Source organism: Photorhabdus stackebrandtii, assembly GCF_011189495.1.
GTDB classification, from domain to species: domain Bacteria; phylum Pseudomonadota; class Gammaproteobacteria; order Enterobacterales; family Enterobacteriaceae; genus Photorhabdus; species Photorhabdus khanii.
Map to the genome: position 1 here is coordinate 100,570 of NZ_PUJV01000005.1, position 21,787 is coordinate 122,356.

Below are 21,787 nucleotides of genomic sequence, written 5' to 3' on the forward strand. Positions count from 1 at the left end.
ATGAGCGACTGAACCGGGTCTATAAACGATATATTAATCGATTTGTGACACAAAACGGTTTTACCATGACAGATAAATTAGATCCAAGCGGGAGGGGTTATGTCATACATACATAACAAACAAGCTGAAGAAAAAGAAAAGCTTGAACTCGAAAAAGCGGTAGCTAAAAAGGCTGAACGTATGAGAGCTGCTTACAACGCCCTAAAGAAATCCGAACAAGAGGGTACTGTCCGGTATCTCAGTGAAAAGCAGAACTGGTACGTAGTCCGATAAACATTTGAAGGGAGCTTGTCGCTCCTTTTTTCTCCATAACAAATATGCCGCCAGTAAGTTTACGTCCAATTGGTGGTGAACATCTGCTTCCCTAATCTCCTCCACGGATAAAATAAATTATTCTAACCATCCCCGCCCTCCCTGATTAAAACCATTCAAAGCGGGGAAATAAATCGAACTTATTACTTCAATGACTTATCACGTTTAACAGATTCAATTGAAGACTCAATATATTGTTTTTCAGGACGAATAATACTAATCAAGCAGAAAATCAGACTCATACCAATACCCACAATCGTTGCCAGCGCCATACCTTTCAGTTCAGTAACGCCAATATTTATTTTCGCGCCACTGACACCAATAATAAGAATAACGGAGGTCAGAATGAGATTTTGTGCTTTATTGTAATCTACTTTGGAATCAATCAGCACCCGAATACCTGATGCTCCGATAACACCATAAAGCAACAGAGAAACACCGCCCATGACCGGAACAGGCACGGCCTGAATCGCTGCCGCCAGTTTACCGACACAAGAGAGCAGAATCGCCAATACCGCAGCGCCACCAATAACCCAAGTGCTGTATACTTTGGTAACTGCCATCACACCAATATTTTCGCCGTAAGTCGTGTTAGGGGTCGAACCAAAAAAACCTGAAATCACAGTTGAAATACCATTCGCAAACATAGAACGATGCAAGCCCGGTTCTTTCAGCAAATCTTTCTTCACAATATTCGCCGTGACAACTAAATGACCAACATGTTCCGCGATAACAACCAGTGCCGCAGGCAGGATCGTCATTATGGCGAACCATTCAAAACGGGGTGAGTAAAAAGTTGGCAATGCAAACCACGGTGCTTCACGCACAGGTGTCAAGTCAACCTCCCCCATCAGGAATGCCAGTGCGTAACCCACCAACACCCCAATCAAAATCGGAATGATAGCCAGAAATCCACGGAACATTACGGAACCAAGAACAGTAACCGCCAGTGTGACCAGCGAAATTGTCAGCGCCGTTGGATTAACATCAGCGCCTTCTGCCGGACGCAAACCGGCCATATCAGCCGCAACACCTGCAAGCTCCAGCCCGATAACCGCAACAATCGCTCCCATTGCTGCTGGTGGAAACAACACATTAATCCAGCCTCGTCCCGCCACTCTGACAATCAATGAAACCAGACAAAACAGCACACCACACAAGATAAAACCGCCCAACGCTAATTCATACCCCAGTGGCAACAACAATAAAACCGGCGAAATAAATGCAAAACTCGATCCCAAATACGCCGGAATTTTTCCCTTACAGATAACCAGATATAATAATGTACCGATACCGTTAAATAGCAGAATCGTCGCCGGGTTGACTTTAAACAGAATCGGCACCAATACCGTTGCACCAAACATAGCAAAAAGATGTTGGAAGCTCAGTGGAATGGTCTGTAAAAGCGGAGGTCGCTCATCTACCCCAATAGTGCGACGGGTCATTTGTTTATCCTCATCATGTTATCGCATCACGAACCAAAAAAAGCCGACTCAAAAGTCGGCTAACATATTATTTTGTACCAAATATCTTATCGCCCGCATCTCCCAGGCCAGGCACAATGTACCCCTGCTCATTGAGTTTCTCATCAATAGAAGCGGTATACAGTTCTACATTAGGATGGGCTTTTTCCAGCGCAGCAATACCTTCAGGCGCCGCAACCAAAACCAGAACTTTAATCGACTGGCAACCTGCTTTTTTCAGTAAATCAATAGTTGCAATCATGGAACCGCCGGTCGCCAGCATGGGATCAACCACCAGCGCCATACGTTCATCAATATTGGAAGCAAGTTTCTGGAAATAAGGGACAGGTTCTAACGTTTCTTCATCACGATACACACCTACGACACTGATCCGGGCACTTGGCACATTCTCCAATACGCCATCCATCATACCCAACCCTGCACGCAAAATAGGCACAACGGTTATTTTTTTACCTTTAATCTGCTCAACAGCTACCGGGCCACACCAGCCATCAATAGTGACCTTTTCAGTTTCTAAATCAGCGGTTGCTTCATAAGTCAGAAGGCTTCCAACTTCTGCGGCCAGTTCACGAAAGCGTTTGGTGCTGATATCATTTGCTCGCATCAGGCCGAGTTTATGTTTAACAAGAGGGTGGTTCACCTCAACGATCTTCATGGGCTTCTCCTACTGTATGTCAAGTCGCCGGCAGACAAAAAATCGCGAGATTATACCGCCTTTTAACCATAACACCACTACCAATCTGTTGATTTTAATCAAACACCCGCCTTCTCTCCGATAACTGAGATCCTGCATAAGAGTCTCGCAAACGTTTGCTTAGGCTGCTAGAATTGTCAGCGTTCTATCTTAATTTATCAAATGCAACCGCCTTGAGGGCTTCTCAGTGACCAACAAAACCTCTCTCAGCTATAAAGATGCCGGTGTAGATATCGATGCTGGTAATGCCTTAGTAGACCGTATCAAAGGTGTTGTAAAACAGACTCGTCGTCCAGAAGTTATGGGCGGTTTAGGTGGATTTGGCGCTTTATGTGCATTACCGCAAAAATACCGCGAACCTATTCTGGTTTCCGGTACCGACGGTGTGGGTACCAAATTGCGTCTGGCGATGGATCTCAAACGCCATGACACTATCGGCATTGATTTAGTTGCCATGTGCGTCAACGACCTGGTTGTTCAGGGCGCAGAACCCTTGTTCTTCCTTGATTATTATGCAACCGGAAAACTGGATGTTGATACCGCCGCCAGCGTTATCACCGGTATCGCGGAAGGTTGTAAATTATCCGGCTGTGCGCTGGTTGGCGGTGAAACCGCGGAAATGCCGGGGATGTATCACGGTGAAGATTATGATGTTGCCGGTTTCTGTGTTGGTGTCGTAGAGAAATCAGAAATCATTGATGGCAGTAACGTTCAGGCGGGTGATGCCCTGATTGCTCTCGCCGCCAGTGGCCCCCATTCAAACGGCTATTCTCTGATACGCAAAATTCTGTCCGTCAGTAACACAGATCCAGAAACAACCGAGCTTGAAGGCAAATCACTGGCAGATCACCTGCTCGCCCCGACAAAAATTTATGTGAAATCCCTTTTATCCCTGATTGAACACCTTGATATTCACGCGATTGCTCATCTGACCGGCGGCGGTTTCTGGGAAAATATTCCACGTGTCCTGCCTGAAAATACCCAGGCACAAATTAATGAATCCAGTTGGCAATGGCCGGCAATATTTAACTGGCTACAACAAACCGGTAATGTCAGCCGTCATGAAATGTACCGTACATTCAACTGTGGCGTCGGGATGGTCATTGCATTACCACAAACAGCCGTTGAACAAGCGCTTGAATTACTCAATACCGCCGGTGAAAAAGCCTGGCAAATCGGCACCATCGCCACACTGAAAGAGGGCGAACAACAGGTTGTTATTCAATGAAAAACATCGTTGTCTTGATCTCCGGTAACGGCAGCAATCTCCAGGCGGTGATTGACACCTGCCAGCAGAACAAAATCAGTGGGCAAATTTGTGCGGTATTCAGTAATAACGCCGATGCTTATGGTCTGCTGCGGGCTAAACAGGCGGAAATTCCCACCCACGTCGTCAGCCCAAAAGACTATGCGGATCGTCAAACTTATGATCAAGCACTGAAACACGCCATTGATCAGTATCAACCTGATTTGGTCATTCTCGCAGGTTACATGCGTATCCTGACGCCGGATTTTGTTCAGCACTATCTTGGTCGCCTGCTGAATATTCACCCTTCTCTATTGCCAAAATATCCCGGTCTGCATACTCACCGCAAAGCAATGGAAAATGGCGATACAGAACACGGCACTTCGGTTCATTTTGTGACAGAAGAGCTGGATGGCGGCCCGGTGATCCTGCAAGCCAAAGTCCCTATTTTTGCAAATGACCAAGAAAGCGAGGTTATTAAACGGGTTCAAACTCAGGAGCACGATATCTACCCATTAGTTATCAACTGGTTTGTCGAAGGACGCCTGAGCATGGTTAATGGCAAAGCGCATCTGGATGGGAATATTCTTCCACCACAAGGCTATGCCGCAGAATAATCTATTTATTCACCCCTACTTACAGTGCTGTGGTATTATACCCGGCACTGCGAACTAATATTAATAATACTCTGTTATTTATTAAAAACACCGAGGTATCAAATGTCTGGTGGTTCTCATTCTCCACCTGTCAGGTTACGCCCCCTTGAGCGGGAAGATCTGCCTTTTATCCATCAATTAGATAACAACGCCAGCGTCATGCGTTACTGGTTCGAAGAGCCTTATGAAGCTTTCGTTGAACTGAGCGATCTCTACGACAAACATATTCACGATCAGAACGAGCGCCGGTTTATTATCGCGAGTTCTGACGCCAAAGTTGGGCTGGTTGAACTAGTCGAAATCGACTACATCCATCGCCGGGCAGAATTTCAGATCATTATCGATCCGACATATCAGGGCCAGGGCCATGCAACCAAAGCGGCAACACTGGCAATGGAATACGCATTTTCTGTGCTTAATCTGTATAAACTCTACCTGATTGTCGATAAGGAAAATAGTAAAGCCATTCATATCTACAATAAGCTGGGTTTCTACACTGAGGGCGAATTAATAGATGAATTCTTTATTAATGGCTGTTACCGCACAGCAATTCGCATGTGTGTTTTCCAACATCAATATTTCGCATCCAAGGCAGATAAAAAAGCCTGAACCCGCCATGACAGACGAGGTTATAACAACAGGCCACGACTAACAATATTCAAAATTTCAATACCTTTACCTCAACACCTGGAGTAACAATGTCCCAAGACAGGCTCTATACCGAGAAAGAACTTAGTTGGTTATCCTTCAACGAACGTGTGCTTCAGGAAGCGGCGGATAAGAGCAACCCATTGATAGAACGGATGCGGTTCCTGGGTATTTACTCCAATAATCTGGACGAATTCTACAAAGTTCGTTTTGCTGATGTGAAACGGCGGATACTGATTAATGAAGAGCGCGGATCCGCCACCAGCTCCCGGCATGTACTGAAAAAGATCCAATCCAAAGTCGCTAAAACCGATCATGAATTTGATGTGCTCTATAATGAATTACTGCTGGAAATGGCCCGCAATCAGATTTTCCTGATCAATGAACGGCAAATTTCACCGAATCAGCAAATCTGGTTACGCCAATATTTTCGTCAACATTTGCGACCCCATATCACACCAATCCTGATTAACCCGGAAACGAATCTGGTTGAATTTCTGAAAGATGACTACACTTATCTGGCGGTTGAAATTGTCCGCGGCCAGAATATCCAATATGCATTACTGGAAATTCCGTCAGATAAGGTGCCACGTTTTGTTAATTTGCCGCCTGAAATGCCACGCCGCCGCAAATCAATGATCCTGCTGGATAATATTCTGCGCTACTGTCTTGATGAAATTTTCAAAGGCTTCTTTGACTATGATTCACTCAATGCCTATTCAATGAAAATGACCCGTGATTCTGAATATGATTTAGCAACAGAGATGGAATCAAGCCTGCTCGAATTGATGTCATCTACCCTGAAACAACGGCTGACTGCGGAACCGGTAAGACTCGTTTATCAAAGAGAAATGCCGGATGAAATGGTGGAATTACTGCGTAGCAAGCTTGGCCTGTCAAATGACGACTCGGTGATCGCTGGCGGACGCTATCACAACTTTAAAGATTTCATTAAATTTCCCAATGAGGGAAAGAAAAACCTGCTAAACAGACCCTTACCGAGATTACGGCACACTTGGTTTGATAATTTTCGCAATGGTTTTGATGCTATTCGTGAACAGGATGTTCTGCTCTATTATCCCTATCACACCTTTGAACACGTGCTGGAATTACTGCGGCAGGCTTCTTTTGACCCAAGCGTGCTTTCCATCAAGATCAATATTTATCGGGTAGCAAAAGACTCCCGCATTATTGAATCAATGATTCATGCTGCCCACAACGGTAAAAAAATTACCGTGGTTGTTGAATTGCAGGCACGATTTGATGAAGAAGCCAATATTCATTGGGCCAAACGGCTGACCGAAGCGGGCGTACATGTTATTTTCTCAGCACCTGGGCTAAAGATTCACGCAAAACTGTTTTTTATTTCTCGTCTGGAAGGCGAGGAAATTGTTCGCTATGCCCATATTGGTACAGGTAACTTTAATGAAAAAACAGCGCGTCTCTATACCGATTATTCCCTGCTGACAGCCAATCCGAAAATTACCAACGAAGTCCGTCGGGTATTCAACTTTATTGAAAACCCTTATCGCCCGGTCAACTTTGAAAACCTGATGGTTTCGCCGCAAAATTCCCGTGCGATGCTCAACCAGCTTATTTCTCAGGAAATCGCAAACGCCAGAACAAATAAACCCGCTGGCATTACATTAAAAATCAATAACCTTGTTGATAAAGAGCTGGTGGACCGCCTGTACGATGCCTCAGAAGCCGGTGTAAAAATACGGCTGCTGATACGTGGTATGTGTTCACTGGTGCCCAATCAGCCAGGATTTAGCGAAAATATTCAAATCACCAGTATCGTTGACCGTTACCTCGAACATGATCGGGTTTATGTCTTTACCAATAACGGTGATGAAAAAGTCTTTCTCTCCTCTGCCGACTGGATGACCCGTAATATCGACTACCGGATTGAAGTTGCTGTCTGCCTGCTTGATCCACAATTGAAACAGCGTGTACTGGATATTCTCGAACTACAATTCAACGATACGGTAAAAGCCCGTTACGTCGATAAAGAATTGAGCAACAGTTATGTGCCACGGGGTAATAAACGGAAAATCCGTGCACAATTGGCGATTTATGACTATATAAAAGCCCTCGAACAACCTGGACCAAGAGCCTAATCCATGCCGCTAACACACGATAAATCTACGCCCCGACCAATGGAAATTGCCGCTATCGATCTGGGTTCAAACAGTTTCCATATGATCATTGCACGAATCGTTAACGGCGCATTGCAGATCCTTGGCCGGTTAAAACAACATGTCTACCTTGCTTATGGCCTTAATCAAAAAAACGAATTAAGCGAAGAAGCCATGACGCGCGGCCTGGCTTGCCTTGCGCTGTTTGCTGAACGGCTACAAGGTTTTCCGGCGGATAACGTCTGTTTGGTGGGCACTCACAGCTTACGTGAAGCCCGCAACGCCAAAGAGTTCATCAGGCGGGCACAAGAGGTTATTCCCTATCCAATTGAAATTATTTCCGGACACGAAGAAGCCCGCCTGATCTACATGGGAGTCGAACACACTCAGCCAGAACAAGATCGTAAGCTGGTGATTGATATTGGCGGTGGCTCTACTGAACTGGTGATCGGCGAAAATTTTGAACCCTTATTAATAGAAAGCCGCCGGATGGGATGCATCAGTTTTTCTCACCAATTCTTTTCCGACGGTGAAATCAGTGCGAAAAAATTCCGCAAAGCACGGCTTGAAGCAGCTCAAAAACTGGAGAACCTCTCATGGCAATACCGCATAAAAGGCTGGAACTCCGCGCTCGGCGCATCCGGGACAATCAAAGCAGTTTATGAAGTACTGGTCGCAATGGGAGAGAAGGATGGATTAATCACAGCTGAACGGCTGGAAATGTTGGTCAAAGAGGTGCTTAAATTCAAAAAGTTTAAAACCCTCGACTTACCTGAATTATCCGATGATCGTAAACACGTTTTTGTTCCCGGCCTGGCTATCTTATGCGGTGTATTCGATGCCCTACAAATAAAAGAATTACAGCTATCAGATGGCGCTTTGCGTGAAGGTGTTTTATATGAAATGGAAGGTCGCTTCCGCCACCAGGACATCCGTCGGAGAACAGCAAAAAGCCTGGCTGAACACTATAATATCGACAGAGAACAGGCAAAGCGTGTGCTCGATACCACTGAATTGCTTTACCAACAGTGGGCAATTCAGAACCCAAAGCTGGTGCAGCCCCAGCTCGAAGCGATTTTACACTGGGCGGCAATGCTGCATGAAGTTGGGTTGAGTATTAACTTAAGCGGATTACAACGACACTCTGCTTATATTCTGCAAAACACCAACTTGCCCGGCTTTAATCAGGAACAACAATTACTATTGGCAACACTGGTTCGCTGTCACCGCAAAACAATAAAACTGGATGATTTACCAAGATTCAATCTATTTAAGAAAAAACAATATCTGCCATTAATTCAAATCCTGCGTCTGGCGACTTTACTCAATAATCAACGTCAATCCACAACCACTCCTGAATCACTCAGACTAGTTACTGATGATGGTCATTGGGCACTCTATCTGCCTTACAATTACTTATCAGAAAACACCCTGATGCAGCTTGATCTGGAAAAAGAGCAGGAATACTGGCATAACGTTACAGGTTGGCAATTAGAAATAGCAGAGGAATCAACATAGCGATTTAGCCCATGAAAAAAAGAAGCGATCTCAAATTACTAAACTGGTTCTACTTATCAGCTTTCTGATTTTATTTGGCCGTTTCATTTATTCGTCCATAGCGGCATTAGATCACCATCAAAAAAGTAAGCAGACCACAATTGAGAAAAGCGAAAACCAATAAACAAAATAAACCGCCTGGCGCCACGATTATCGCCAGTCGGTCTATGATTTTCTCATTGTTCCCTGCATTTTCCGGGGGAACATTTCATTATCAATACTACAATTTCAACAGAACACCCCCTGCAATTATGATAATAATGCTCATCCCTTGAATTCAGCTCAATCGTTCGCCACAATGAAAATTAAATGTATCAGAGACAAATGATATCATTACTATATTGATCATGACATTGTTTATCTTGTTAATAACGCAGCTATTTAGAGAAAGAATATATAAATTTTCATTGTTTAAAATTCAATATTACTCCCCAAAGATCCATAATCAATAATTTTAACCTGTTTATTCTTTGACATAATTATCTCTTTCTCATTCAAGCTTTTAATAGCCCGATTTAATTGCCTAACTGAAACACCAAGAATAGCAGCTAAATTTTCTCTTTTTTCTAATACAAATACCGTTCCCTCTTTCTTCGCACTATAATAAAGAAATCGCTTTAATTTATCTTCAACAGTCAAGAATGCGCCAGACTGCAATAAAGAAGATTCAAAAAGCTTATTACTGAGTTGCTTACAAACAAATTCAAGAAATCGAGGATCCGTTAAACCAAATATTTTTACCCTTTCTAAGGGCATTGATAGGAGTACTGACGGCTCCTGAGCAGAGATAGTATTCATTATGCTATCTCCCTGGGAATGAAAAAGCTCTAAATCGCCAATAAGAAAAAGTGGAGTGGCTAATGCAAAAACAAAGAATTTCCCATTAATATTATAATATTCAACTTTCAACTTACCCTCAACCAAAATATAAAGATGAGTAAATTTTGATAATTGATGTGTAAGATAAACATTTTTCTTCATTTCTACCACATCTGATTTATCCATAAGCTCTGGTGAAATAATCTTATCAAGATGATATTTATCCACATAATACGTTAATTTTCTTTCTTTATCCCGGCACATATTGAACCTACCCTTTTCTTAAATCACGCCATGACCAAGTATATTATGACATTTAAGAAATTTCCATTGACTCTCTGCCAATTTTTTACCATTACAATATCACTATTTCTTTTTCCAATTTATTCTTCAGCTCTTTACTACAAAATGAGGCGTGTAATGCATTCAAATTCGTTTCAATAAAATCACTATACTGCCAATTAAAACATCTATTAATCTTTAAATATTCTTCACATAAAGTTATATTTGCCACTGTTCTGGTGTCTGTATTAATACCAATATTTACCCCCATCTGCTTTAAAATATTAACCGGGTGGTTTTCATAAGTATCATAAATATCGCAAACAATATTACATGTCGGACATATTTCTAAATGTATATTTCTTTCTATAAGAGAATCAATAACACCTTGATTTTCAATGCTTCTTACTCCATGACCTATACGAGAAATATTTAATTTATTCATAGTCTCACGCACACTTTCAGCTCCCTTTGCTTCTCCTGCGTGCGCAATAACATTTCCGCCATTTTCCAATACCAGTCTGAATGCTTTCAAATGAGCATTAAGCGGATATCTTGCCTCATCAGCAGCAAGGTCAAGAGCAACGACACCATAATGAGAATATTTATTTACAAGATAAGCTGTTCTCAAACTTTGATCTTCTGAAAAATGCCGCAAGGTACATAATATTAAACCTGCCTCTATGCCATATTTAATCGACGAATTTTCCATTGCCACCAGAACAGTTTCAACAATATCGCAATCACTTAATCCCAGGCGAAGGTGAAGTAAAGGGGCGAATCTAATTTCAACATAGACTATATTATCGTTTTTTAATTGTCTAAAAAGATCTTCTACAACATCAGCTATCACATTCTTTTTTTGCAACAGATCTAATGAAGGGCCTATTCTACTTAAGAAATCGCCTAGATTATGACATTTATCAGGCGCGATATACTTTTCACGAAATAATTTTTGGGTAATATCCGGAACCTGTTTTTTGATGAAATGATAACTCAACCCCGCATCAAGATGCGTATGTAATTCGACTTTCTTCAGTAAATCAGGATTAAAACTCATTTTTTATCCTCCTATAGCATTAGAATTCACGATAACAGTGTAAACAATTTATGCTTAAATACATTGCCTTTAATTTTCGTAATGACCGTCATATTATGAGGTTTATTGAGAAGATGAGTTGAATCAATCACTAAATGCCCATATGAACGTTCACTCTGATACTCGACATAGCCATACACCGCTAATTTATCGACTATCATTTCATTCGGATATAAAGCAACCGCCATTGTTATGGGGTCAGGCAAATCAAACCCTTTCTTATCACATCTTCCTGCATTGAATTCCATCAATGTCCTATTACATCTCACAGCAAATTGACCAAGATCACTTATAGAACTTAATTTATCCATATCGAATTCATTAATAAAAGCGTCTTCCATACCTAACTCCCATCCACAAAAAACAAGAGGTAATCCAGAGTTCAACACAATATGTGCTGCCTCAGCATCTGCATAAATATTGAATTCGGCTAAGGGGGTAATATTACCTGGTTTCAATCCAGCACCACCCATGATATAAACGATTTTGACCAACTTATATAAATCAGGTTCTTTTAACACCGCCATCGCTAAATTTGTCAGTGGTCCCAAAGTAATTATCTCTATCTCACCAGGAAATTTTCTTACAATATCAATAATTACATCTACTGCATGTTTATCCTCTGATACTAATGATGATTCCGGTAAATTCATATCACCCATGCCATCTTTTCCATGAATATGATGTGAAGTATAGCGTTCTCTAAATAACGGTTTACTCATTCCCTCATATACCGGAGGAATATATGTCCCCGCTTTTTCGATACTAATTAATGCATTTTTTCTGCACTGATCAATAACACAATTACCTGCAACAATAGTGATAGCTTCAATAAAGATTGATGGCTCACGAAGCGCCATTAGCAATGCAACCACATCATCGGAAGCCGTATCTGTATCGATAATAAAGTGTCTCATCACATACCTCTCTTATATCATGCTCCTTACATTAGGTTATAAGTTCCCTGAAAAAAAAGTCATATGACCTTTTTCTGGTATTATTCCATTTTCCCTCTGTTTTATAATCATCATGAGTTTTATGAAAAATTAAAATATGTCATCCAATAACTGCAAAAAAATGAAAGTAACAAGCTGCGGTCATTTACATAATTCTTGGAGCAGTCTCGAAGAAACTGACAAAAAAAACCTTAATTTGACTTAAAAAGCGCTTTCTTGACATATTTTCCACATTTCCTCCATTTTTTAGCCTATCCTCACTGGCTAAACTAATAGAATACGATTAAACCGCTATTACAGTCGGACATAACTAAGCAACATCTTGCATTTGAGAGCATGTCGAAGAGATGAATAAAAATAATAAACGCCGTATCCTCCTTTTCCGTGCAGTACTGGTCACTGTTGCCATCGCTGCCGCTATATTTATCTGGCACCAATTTAAAACGCCTTCGGCCCTTCAACAATCAGGCGCATCGGATCAATCCTCTGGTTTAAGGCACCCTCCGTTGCCTCCTGTTCAAATTGCCACCGTAAAAGAGCAGACCGTACCCCGCTTTCTGACTGGACTCGGCACCATTCAGGCCGCCAATACCGCTATCGTGACCAGCCGGGTTGAAGGTCAGCTTATGGCTCTGCACTTTCAGGAAGGTCAACAGATTAAACAAGGTGATTTATTAGCAGAAATTGATCCTCGTCCTTTTCAGGTTCAGTTAGCACAAGCCAAAGGCCAACTTGCCAAAGACGAGGCAATACTGGCGAATGCCCGTCAGGATCTAAACCGCTACCAGAAACTGGCAAACACTAAACTGATTTCCCAACAAGAAATGGATAATCAGCGTGCACTTGTCCGCCAACATGAAGCCAATCTGAAAGTTGATCAAGCCGCAATTGACAGTGCAAAACTCCAACTCACTTACAGTCGTATTACTGCGCCCATCTCCGGTCGGGTGGGTCTGAAACAAATAGATGTAGGGAATTTTATCGCCAGTGGCAATAATTCGCCTATTGTTGTTATCACACAAACAGATCCGGCTGATGTGCTGTTTTCATTACCCGAAAACGATATCAATGCCGTTTTGCAAGCTCAGAAAGCGAATCATGATGTCATTGTCAGCGCATGGGATCGCAACAACCAGCAACAACTTGCCGAAGGAAAATTACTGAGTATTGATAATCAAATCGATGCAACTACCGGCACCATTAAGCTGAAAGCCCGTTTTGCCAATCAAAGTGACATTCTGTTCCCGAATCAGTTCGTTAATATCCGTATTAAAGTTGATACGCTGGAAAACGCAGTGGTGATCCCAAATGCGGCTCTGCAAATGGGTAATGAAGGGAATTTTGTCTGGATATTGGGTAAAGATAATAAAGTCAGCAAACATCTGGTCTCAGTCAAATTGCAGGATACACAGCGGGTTGTTATCAATACCGGCCTGACGGCGGGTGATAAAGTGGTGACTGATGGTATCGATCGCCTGACAGATGGCGCTAAGGTGGATATTGTCACACCGATGGCAAATAAGATTCAGCCGCAAAAACACGGCAAAACGGAGAATTCCTGATGCAGGTAAACTCCCAAACTCCAAAAGGCGGGCCATCACGCCTGTTTATCCTGCGCCCCGTTGCCACCACACTGTTCATGGCGGCAATCCTGCTGGCGGGCATTATCGGCTATCGCATGTTGCCGGTGTCTGCGCTGCCGGAAGTGGACTATCCCACAATTCAGGTTGTCACACTCTATCCGGGTGCAAGCCCTGATGTGATGACCTCTGCCGTCACCGCACCACTGGAACGTCAGCTTGGACAAATGTCCGGTCTTAAACAGATGGCATCCCAAAGTTCCGGTGGAGCTTCCGTTATCACATTACAATTTCAACTGACTTTGCCATTAGACGTTGCCGAGCAGGAAGTACAAGCGGCCATTAACGCCGCCAGTAACTTATTGCCCAATGACCTGCCCTATCCTCCCATTTACAACAAGGTCAATCCCGCAGATCCCCCTATCCTAACGCTGGCCGTCACCTCTGAGGCGATGCCGATGACGCAAATTCAGGATATAGTCGAAACCCGTATCGCACAGAAAATTTCACAGGTAAATGGTGTTGGATTAGTGACACTAGCCGGCGGTCAGCGCCCGGCGGTCAGAGTGAAGTTGAATGCTCAGGCTGTCGCCGCACAGGGATTGGATAGCGAAACTATCCGTACCGCTATCAACAATGCCAACGTTAACTCCGCTAAAGGCAGTCTTGACGGCCCGACCCGTTCTGTCACGCTTTCGGCCAATGATCAAATGAAGTCAGTAAATGATTACCGCAAACTGATCGTTGCCTATAAAAAAGGTGCGCCGGTGCGGTTACAAGACATAGCAACCATTGAGCAAGAGGCCGAAAATACGAAACTGGGCGCATGGGCAAATAACAAACAGGCAATTGTGATTAATATCCAGCGCCAGCCGGGTATTAATGTGATTAAAACCACCGATAATATTCGTCAGATGTTGCCGGAACTCAGCAGCAGTTTACCGAAATCTGTCGATATGAAAATTTTGACCGACCGCACCACAACGATTCGTGCCTCAGTGAAAGATGTTCAGTTTGAGCTATTACTGGCGATTGCACTGGTTGTTATGGTGATTTACCTGTTTTTACGCAACGGTATCGCCACACTTATCCCAAGTATTGCTGTTCCTCTTTCACTGATCGGTACGTTCGCAGTGATGTATTTCTGCGGTTTCTCCGTTAATAACCTGACACTAATGGCGCTCACTATTGCCACCGGTTTTGTGGTGGATGATGCCATTGTGGTCATCGAGAATATCTCCCGCTATATAGAACAAGGGGAGAAACCGATGGCAGCCGCATTGAAAGGCGCAGGTGAAATCGGTTTTACCATTATCTCCCTGACTTTCTCTTTAATCGCAGTGCTGATCCCGCTGCTTTTTATGGGCGATATCGTCGGCCGCCTTTTCCGTGAGTTTGCTATTACTCTGGCCGTGGCAATTCTGATTTCAGCTGTTGTCTCACTGACATTGACACCTATGATGTGCGCCAGAATGCTCAAACCAGAATCAAAGGTAAAACACAATCGTTTTGAGCAGGCCAGTGAACGCTTTTTTGAACGGACAATTGCCGGTTATGCCGTATGGCTGAAAAAAGCGCTGGACCATCCGTGGATCACACTTAGCGTCGCCTTGAGCACCCTTGCACTGACTACCCTGCTTTATCTCGTTATTCCAAAAGGATTTTTTCCATTGCAAGATAACGGGCTGATTCAGGGAACACTGGAAGCGCCGCAATCCATCTCCTTTGCGGCAATGGTGGATAAACAGCAGCAGGTTTCATCTTTATTGTTGCAAGACCCGGCAGTGGAAAATATCACTACATTTGTCGGCATTGATGGTAGCAACCCGACACTGAATAATGGCCGGTTGCAAATCACACTAAAACCACTCAATCAGCGTGATGACAGAATCGCCGAAATTATTCCACGCTTGCAGGAAAAAATTGCGTCTATACCCGACGTAAAACTCTATCTGCAACCCATGCAGGATCTGACGATTGATACTCAGGTTACACGTACCCAATATCAATTTACATTACAGGCGACGTCCCTGAATGAACTGGGTATTTGGGTGCCCAAATTACTGGCTGGACTGAAACAGAGATCAGAATTGGTTGATGTCAGCAGTGACTGGCAAGACCAAGGGCTGATCGCCTATGTCAAAGTGGACAGGGACACCGCCAGCCGATTAGGCATCTCAATGGCAGCCGTAGATAACGCACTCTACAACGCGTTCGGCCAGCGGCTAATCTCAACAATTTATACTCAGGCTAATCAATACCGGGTTGTACTGGAACATGATGTGACATCAACTCCAGGTCTGGCAGCATTTGATAACATCCGTCTCAACGGAACTGACGGCAATACCGTCCCCCTCAGGGCTATCGCTACTGTTGAACAAAGATTTGGCCCATTGGCAATTAACCATCTGGCGCAATTCCCCGCAGCAACATTTTCTTTCAACGTTGCCGAAAACGCTTCTCTTGAACAGGCAGTCAATGCGGTTCGTGATGCCACGCAATTAATCAAAATGCCCAAAGACATGACCACCCAGTTCCAGGGAGCAACGTTGGCATTTGAAAGCGCGCTGGGTAATACCTTGTGGCTGATCGCAGCTGCCGTCATCGCCATGTATATCGTGTTGGGGATCCTGTACGAAAGCTTTATCCATCCGGTGACAATTCTCTCCACTTTGCCAACCGCAGGAGTGGGTGCACTGCTGGCACTGATCATGGCAGGTCACGAACTGGATGTTATTGCTATCATCGGCATTATCTTGCTGATAGGTATTGTGAAGAAAAATGCCATCATGATGATCGATTTTGCACTGGCGGCAGAGCGCGAACAAGGATTATCCCCTTACGAAGCAATTTATCAGGCATGTTTATTGCGTTTTCGTCCGATACTGATGACCACAATGGCAGCATTGCTTGGCGCGCTACCCTTGATGTTCAGCATCGGTGCAGGTGCCGAATTACGTCGTCCTCTGGGTGTCTGTATGGTGGGTGGACTGATTATGAGCCAGATCCTGACGCTGTTTACCACCCCGGTGATCTATTTACTGTTTGACCGGCTGGCGTACTATCGCCGCAACCGCACGTTCTCAGTACCGGATATTTCATCCATTGATCATCAGGAGCCGCGGTGAAATTCTTTGCTTTATTTATCCAGCGCCCGGTTGCCACCACGCTATTAAGTTTAGCCATAACCCTGTGCGGACTATTGGGGTTTACCCTGTTGCCGGTTTCCCCTTTACCGCAAGTAGATTTTCCGGTGATCTCCGTCTATGCCTCATTACCGGGCGCCTCACCGGAGACAATGGCCTCATCTGTTGCGACTCCGCTGGAACGGGCATTGGGCCGAATTGCCGGTGTCAATGAAATGACATCCAGTAGCTCCCTTAGCAATACCAATATCACACTTGAATTTGACCTGAGTCGTGATATTAACAGCGCGGCACGGGACGTACAGGCAGCTCTGAATGCTGCCCAAAGTATGTTGCCTTCTGGTATGCCCAGCAGACCGCGTTATTACAAAGCAAACCTGTCCGACGCACCGATTATGATCCTGACACTGACTTCTGATACCTATAATCAGGGGCAGCTTTATGATTTTGCGTCTACTCAACTGGCTCAGAAAATTGCACAAGTTGAAGGCGTCAGTGAAGTCTCTGTTGGCGGCAGTTCATTACCCGCAGTAAGAATTGAATTGGATCCCAGTGCTCTATTTCATCAGGGTGTTTCTCTGGATACGGTGCGCAAAGCGATCAGTAATGCCAATGTTCGTCGTCCACAGGGCTATGTGGATTCCGAGCAACAACGCTGGCAAGTTCAAACCAATGATGAGTTAAAAACAGCCGAAAGCTATCGCCCGATAATCGTTCATTATAATAGCGGCTCACCGGTGCGATTGCAGGATATCGCGAATGTAAAAGATTCTGTTCAGAATGTCAGAGCAGCCGGCATGTCTGATGGTAAACCGGCTATTTTGCTGATCATCCGCCGTGAAGCCGGTGCAAATATTATCGCTACGGTAAATCGGATTCGTGAACAATTACCGGCATTGCGTGAATCCATTCCTGCCTCTATTCAGCTTAAAGTAGCTCAAGATCGCACACCAACTATTCGTGCTTCATTGGTTGAGGTAGAACGGGCGCTGGTGATTGCTATCGGGCTGGTGATTCTGGTGGTATTTCTGTTTTTACGTTCTGGCCGGGCAACGTTGATCCCGGCAATGGCGGTACCCGTTTCACTCATTGGAACATTTACCGCCATGTATCTGTGCGGTTTCAGTCTGAACAACCTTTCCCTGATGGCTCTGACGATTGCGACGGGATTTGTGGTGGATGATGCGATTGTGGTACTGGAAAATATTTCCCGCCACCTTGAAGCCGGTATCAAACCGATGCAAGCCGCACTGCGCGGTGTCCGGGAAGTGGGCTTTACTGTTATTGCTATGAGTATTTCGCTGGTCGCCGTTTTTATCCCACTTCTGCTAATGGATGGACTGGTCGGTCGGCTATTCCGTGAATTTGCCATCACCTTAACCACATCAATCGGCATCTCATTGCTGGTTTCTTTGACACTGACGCCGATGATGTGCGCCCATTTACTGAAATCCCAACCACCCAAAGCACAGAAAAGAATCCGTGGATTCGGTAAAGTTCTGTTGAAAATTCAACAAGGCTATGGGCGCTCTCTAATGTGGACTCTTAATCATAGCCGTTGGGTATTGTTAATCCTGTCTGGCATTATTGCCCTGAATATTTGGCTCTATATCAATATCCCAAAAACTTTCTTCCCAGAACAGGACACCGGCCGGTTGTTTGGGTTTGTCCGGGCAGATCAAAGTATCTCTTTCCAGTCTATGAGTGAAAAAATGAAAAATTTTATGCAGGTAATTGATGCCGATCCTGCGGTAGACAGCGTTACCGGTTTCACTGGTGGTGAACGGGTCAATTATGGCTTTATGTTTATCTCTCTGAAACCATTGAAAGAGCGCTCAGACAGTACCGAACAGGTTATTTCACACCTGAGAATTAAACTTGCCAATGAACCGGGGGCAAACCTGTTTCTGATTCCAGTACAAGATATCAGGGCTGGCGGTCGTCAGTCTAATGCCAGCTACCAATTTACCTTGCTGGCAGATGACCTCAATGATCTGCGCAAATGGGAACCCATTATTCGTAAAGCATTAGGGCAACTGCCCCAACTGACCGATGTTAATTCCGATAAAGAAGATAAAGGGGCTGAAATGGCAATAATCTATGATCGTGACACCATGTCACGACTGGGAATTAATGTCAGTGAAGCAAATAGCCTGCTGAATAACGCTTTTGGTCAGCGACAAATATCCACTATTTATCAGCCACTAAATCAATACAAAGTTGTGATGGAAGTTGCACCGGAATATACGCAGGATGTCAGCGCACTGGAAAAAATGTTTGTGATAAATAATCAAGGAAACGCGGTTCCACTCTCCTATTTCGCCCACTGGCAACCGGCTAACGCGCCGTTAAGTGTAAATCATCAGGGGCTTTCTGCTGCGTCTACTATTTCTTTCAATGTACCGACAGGTTATACCCTCTCCGACGCTATTAATGCGATTGAAAGAACCATGACCGAACTGAGTGTGCCCTCAACGGTTCGCGGCACTTTCGCCGGCACCGCCCAGATTTTTCAGGAAACCCTGAAATCACAATTATTCTTGATCCTGGCTGCCATTATGACTGTTTATCTGGTACTGGGGATATTATATGAAAGTTATATCCATCCACTGACCATTCTTTCTACTCTGCCTTCTGCCGGGATTGGTGCCCTGCTGGCGCTGGAACTGTTTGACACACCATTCAGCCTGATCGCTTTAATAGGCATCATGTTGTTGATTGGTATCGTGAAAAAAAATGCCATTATTATGGTGGATTTTGCCATTGAAACTCAGTGTAACGGTAATCTCTGCGCCCGTGACGCGATATTCCAGGCCAGCCTGTTACGTTTCCGCCCAATTCTGATGACTACACTGGCCGCCTTGTTTGGTGCCCTGCCACTGGTTTTGAGCAGTGGTGATGGAGCGGAATTGCGCCAACCATTGGGAATCACCATCGTTGGTGGCTTGGTCATGAGCCAGCTTTTGACGCTATATACCACACCGGTTGTCTATCTCTGTTTTGATCGGCTGAAGGAGAAATGGCAACAGCGGCATGCCACCAAACAGATTGCAGGGCAACCATGAAACCAGGTATCAGCGGTAAACTGTTTATGGCTATCTTCGCCACTTGCATGCTGGTGCTTATCACCATGCACTGGGGCGTAAGAAGCAGCTTTCAACATGGTTTTATGGGTTACATAAAACAAAATATCCAGTTACGTACATCTATGCTGGCAGAAGCGCTGGCTGAACAATATCAACAATATGGTAGCTGGAAATTCTTAAAGAAAAATGACCGGATCATTTTTCAAATCATTCGCTCCATTGAACAAACCAGCGAAAGCCGCCAAGGTCCACCACCCCGTGGCTGGCGAACTCAATTTTGGGTAGTGGACAATGATATGAAACTGCTGGTCGGTCATGAAGGTAAAATTCCGGAAGATACCTATCGCAAACCGATCATCTATAATCATCAAGTTGTTGGCTGGGTCATTGTCAGTGCATCAGACAAAATTACCCGTCAGGCAGATATCAGTTTTGATCGCCAACAACAACTGACAAGCTGGATAATTGCCAGCTTGTCTACTCTGCTGGCCATCATCGCCACATTATTGTTATCCCGCGGCATGTTAAAACCCGTTAAGCGTTTGGTCGAAGGGACACATAAACTGGCGTCGGGCGATTTCAGTGTCCGGGTAACACCATCAAGTAAAGATGAAATCGGTCAGCTTGCCCACAATTTTAACCAGCTCGCCAGTACACTGGAAAAAAATGAACAGATGCGCCGCGATTATATGGCAGATATTTCCCATGAACTGCGCACTCCCCTTTCCATATTGCGCGGTGAGCTGGAAGCTTTACAGGATGGTGTTCGCCAACCAACACCCGAAACACTGAATTCGTTATTAACAGAGATCACCACATTGACCAAATTGGTTGACGATCTACACCTGCTCTCTTTATCAGATCGCGGAGCGCTGGCATACAGGAAAGAATTTATCAATATCAGTAAGTTACTTCAGGCAGCTATCGCGTCTTATCGTGGGCGCTTCCTCGATAAGCAAATTCAGGTAGATGTTAAACTACCTGGAGCTATCATGATGTTTGCTGATCCAGGCAGATTAACTCAGCTTTTTCATAATTTGCTGGAAAACAGCCTTCGCTATACCACTGATAACGGAAAACTGACTATTGAAGGAAATTCTGACGATAATCACTTTATATTGAACTGGCAAGACAGCGAGCCTGGTCTATTACCCGAGCAATGCCAGCGGGTTTTTGAACGATTTTACCGCAGTGAATCCTCACGAAACCGCGCCAGTGGTGGATCGGGGCTTGGGCTGGCTATTTGCTATAACATCGTTGAAGCACATAACGGTACGATCTGTGCAGAATCCTCACCTTTAGGTGGCTTGGGAATCATCGTAGAATTGCCGTTAACTGAATCCCCTGATAGCGAAACATTATGAATATGGAATGTGACCATTATACTGTTCTGATTGTTGAAGATGAGCCAAAGCTCGGTCAGTTGCTAGTTGATTACTTACACACGGCTGATTACGAAACTCAGTGGCTGCTGCGTGGTGATGAAGTTGTTCCCCACGTACAGCAACATAAACCAGATATTATTTTATTGGATCTGATGCTGCCAGGTTGTGATGGCATATCTGTCTGCCGGGAAATCCGCCGCTTCTCTGACGTACCGATTATTATGGTTACCGCCAAAACGGAAGAAATTGACCGTTTATTGGGGCTGGAAATCGGAGCGGATGATTACATTTGTAAACCTTACAGCCCGCGTGAAATTGTCGCGCGAGTTAAAACCATTCTTCGCCGCTGTTACCGGCCGCAGAATATTGTCAGACAAAGTGATCTGCACATTGACGAAGCCTGCTTTCAGGCACGTTACTGCGATAAAATACTGGATTTGACACCGGTTGAATTCCGGTTATTAAAAACGATGGCAAGTTGTCCAGGGCAAGTGTTTTCCCGTGATCGGTTACTGAACAATCTGTATGACGATCACCGGATCGTGACAGACCGTACTATTGATAGCCATATTAAAAACCTGCGCCGTAAACTGGAGCAATTGGACAATGATAAAACGTTCATTCGTTCCATTTATGGGCTGGGTTACCGGTGGGAAGCAGATATATGCCGTTTGTTATAACTGTCACACTTTAACTGAA

At 44.3% G+C, this 21,787-nt stretch carries 16 protein-coding genes; 11 read left to right on the forward strand and 5 right to left on the reverse strand.

The window, feature by feature from the left end:
• The first annotated feature begins 99 nt into the window (after positions 1–99).
• Positions 100–273, forward strand: a complete 174-nt coding sequence (locus tag C5470_RS06040) for a hypothetical protein (RefSeq protein WP_152961785.1) — start codon at positions 100–102, stop codon at positions 271–273.
• Between the two features lie 182 nt (positions 274–455).
• On the opposite strand, the gene uraA is transcribed toward C5470_RS06040, so the two are convergent.
• The gene (gene uraA, locus C5470_RS06045) at positions 456–1,757 is read right to left on the reverse strand and encodes a uracil permease (RefSeq protein ID WP_166286796.1); all 1,302 of its coding nucleotides are present in this window, start codon (positions 1,755–1,757) and stop codon (positions 456–458) included.
• 67 nt (positions 1,758–1,824) lie between these two features.
• On the reverse strand, positions 1,825–2,451 hold the full coding sequence (gene upp, locus C5470_RS06050; protein ID WP_166286798.1) for a uracil phosphoribosyltransferase: 627 nt from the start codon (positions 2,449–2,451) through the stop codon (positions 1,825–1,827).
• 226 nt (positions 2,452–2,677) lie between these two features.
• Here upp and purM point away from each other — a divergent pair, with 226 nt between their 5' ends.
• The 5 genes from purM to ppx all read left to right on the forward strand — a co-directional run bounded on the left by purM (position 2,678) and on the right by ppx (position 8,696).
• A complete protein-coding gene (purM, locus tag C5470_RS06055; protein ID WP_166286800.1) occupies positions 2,678–3,718 on the forward strand; it encodes a phosphoribosylformylglycinamidine cyclo-ligase in 1,041 nt (346 codons plus the stop codon).
• The gene (purN, locus tag C5470_RS06060) at positions 3,715–4,353 is read left to right on the forward strand and encodes a phosphoribosylglycinamide formyltransferase (protein ID WP_166286802.1); all 639 of its coding nucleotides are present in this window, start codon (positions 3,715–3,717) and stop codon (positions 4,351–4,353) included. Before purM ends, purN begins: the two co-directional genes overlap by 4 nt.
• A 102-nt stretch (positions 4,354–4,455) precedes the next feature.
• Positions 4,456–5,001 (forward strand): spermidine N1-acetyltransferase, encoded by a 546-nt coding sequence (gene speG, locus C5470_RS06065; protein ID WP_166286804.1) that lies wholly within the window; start codon positions 4,456–4,458, stop codon positions 4,999–5,001.
• An 89-nt stretch (positions 5,002–5,090) separates the two neighbouring features.
• Positions 5,091–7,160, forward strand: coding sequence for a polyphosphate kinase 1 (gene ppk1 / locus C5470_RS06070; RefSeq protein WP_166286806.1), 2,070 nt, complete (start codon positions 5,091–5,093; stop codon positions 7,158–7,160).
• A 3-nt stretch (positions 7,161–7,163) separates the two neighbouring features.
• The gene (gene ppx, locus C5470_RS06075; RefSeq protein WP_166286808.1) at positions 7,164–8,696 is read left to right on the forward strand and encodes an exopolyphosphatase; all 1,533 of its coding nucleotides are present in this window, start codon (positions 7,164–7,166) and stop codon (positions 8,694–8,696) included.
• A 450-nt stretch (positions 8,697–9,146) separates the two neighbouring features.
• Here the strand turns inward: ppx and C5470_RS06085 are convergent, their stop codons facing one another.
• From C5470_RS06085 to C5470_RS06095, 3 genes are all read right to left on the reverse strand, one after another.
• Positions 9,147–9,818, reverse strand: a complete 672-nt coding sequence (locus C5470_RS06085; RefSeq protein WP_166286810.1) for a Crp/Fnr family transcriptional regulator — start codon at positions 9,816–9,818, stop codon at positions 9,147–9,149.
• Between the two features lie 91 nt (positions 9,819–9,909).
• Entirely contained in the window at positions 9,910–10,896 is a 987-nt protein-coding gene (gene add / locus C5470_RS06090) for an adenosine deaminase (protein ID WP_166286812.1), read from the reverse strand.
• Positions 10,897–10,922: 26 nt separating this feature from the next.
• Positions 10,923–11,852, reverse strand: coding sequence for a nucleoside hydrolase (locus C5470_RS06095; protein ID WP_166286814.1), 930 nt, complete (start codon positions 11,850–11,852; stop codon positions 10,923–10,925).
• Positions 11,853–12,238: 386 nt separating this feature from the next.
• On the opposite strand from C5470_RS06095, the gene C5470_RS06100 reads away from it, so the two are divergent.
• The 5 genes from C5470_RS06100 to baeR are packed head-to-tail and all read left to right on the forward strand — an operon-like array spanning position 12,239 to position 21,768.
• Positions 12,239–13,453, forward strand: coding sequence for an MdtA/MuxA family multidrug efflux RND transporter periplasmic adaptor subunit (locus C5470_RS06100; protein WP_166286816.1), 1,215 nt, complete (start codon positions 12,239–12,241; stop codon positions 13,451–13,453).
• Positions 13,453–16,599, forward strand: a complete 3,147-nt coding sequence (locus tag C5470_RS06105; RefSeq protein WP_166286818.1) for an MdtB/MuxB family multidrug efflux RND transporter permease subunit — start codon at positions 13,453–13,455, stop codon at positions 16,597–16,599. Before C5470_RS06100 ends, C5470_RS06105 begins: the two co-directional genes overlap by 1 nt.
• Positions 16,596–19,682, forward strand: coding sequence for a multidrug efflux RND transporter permease subunit MdtC (gene mdtC / locus C5470_RS06110; RefSeq protein WP_166286820.1), 3,087 nt, complete (start codon positions 16,596–16,598; stop codon positions 19,680–19,682). The genes C5470_RS06105 and mdtC overlap by 4 nt, the downstream gene beginning before the upstream one ends.
• On the forward strand, positions 19,679–21,067 hold the full coding sequence (baeS, locus tag C5470_RS06115; protein ID WP_166286977.1) for an envelope stress sensor histidine kinase BaeS: 1,389 nt from the start codon (positions 19,679–19,681) through the stop codon (positions 21,065–21,067). The genes mdtC and baeS overlap by 4 nt, the downstream gene beginning before the upstream one ends.
• A complete protein-coding gene (baeR, locus tag C5470_RS06120) occupies positions 21,064–21,768 on the forward strand; it encodes an envelope stress response regulator BaeR (RefSeq protein WP_166286822.1) in 705 nt (234 codons plus the stop codon). Before baeS ends, baeR begins: the two co-directional genes overlap by 4 nt.
• Positions 21,769–21,787 lie beyond the last annotated feature (19 nt).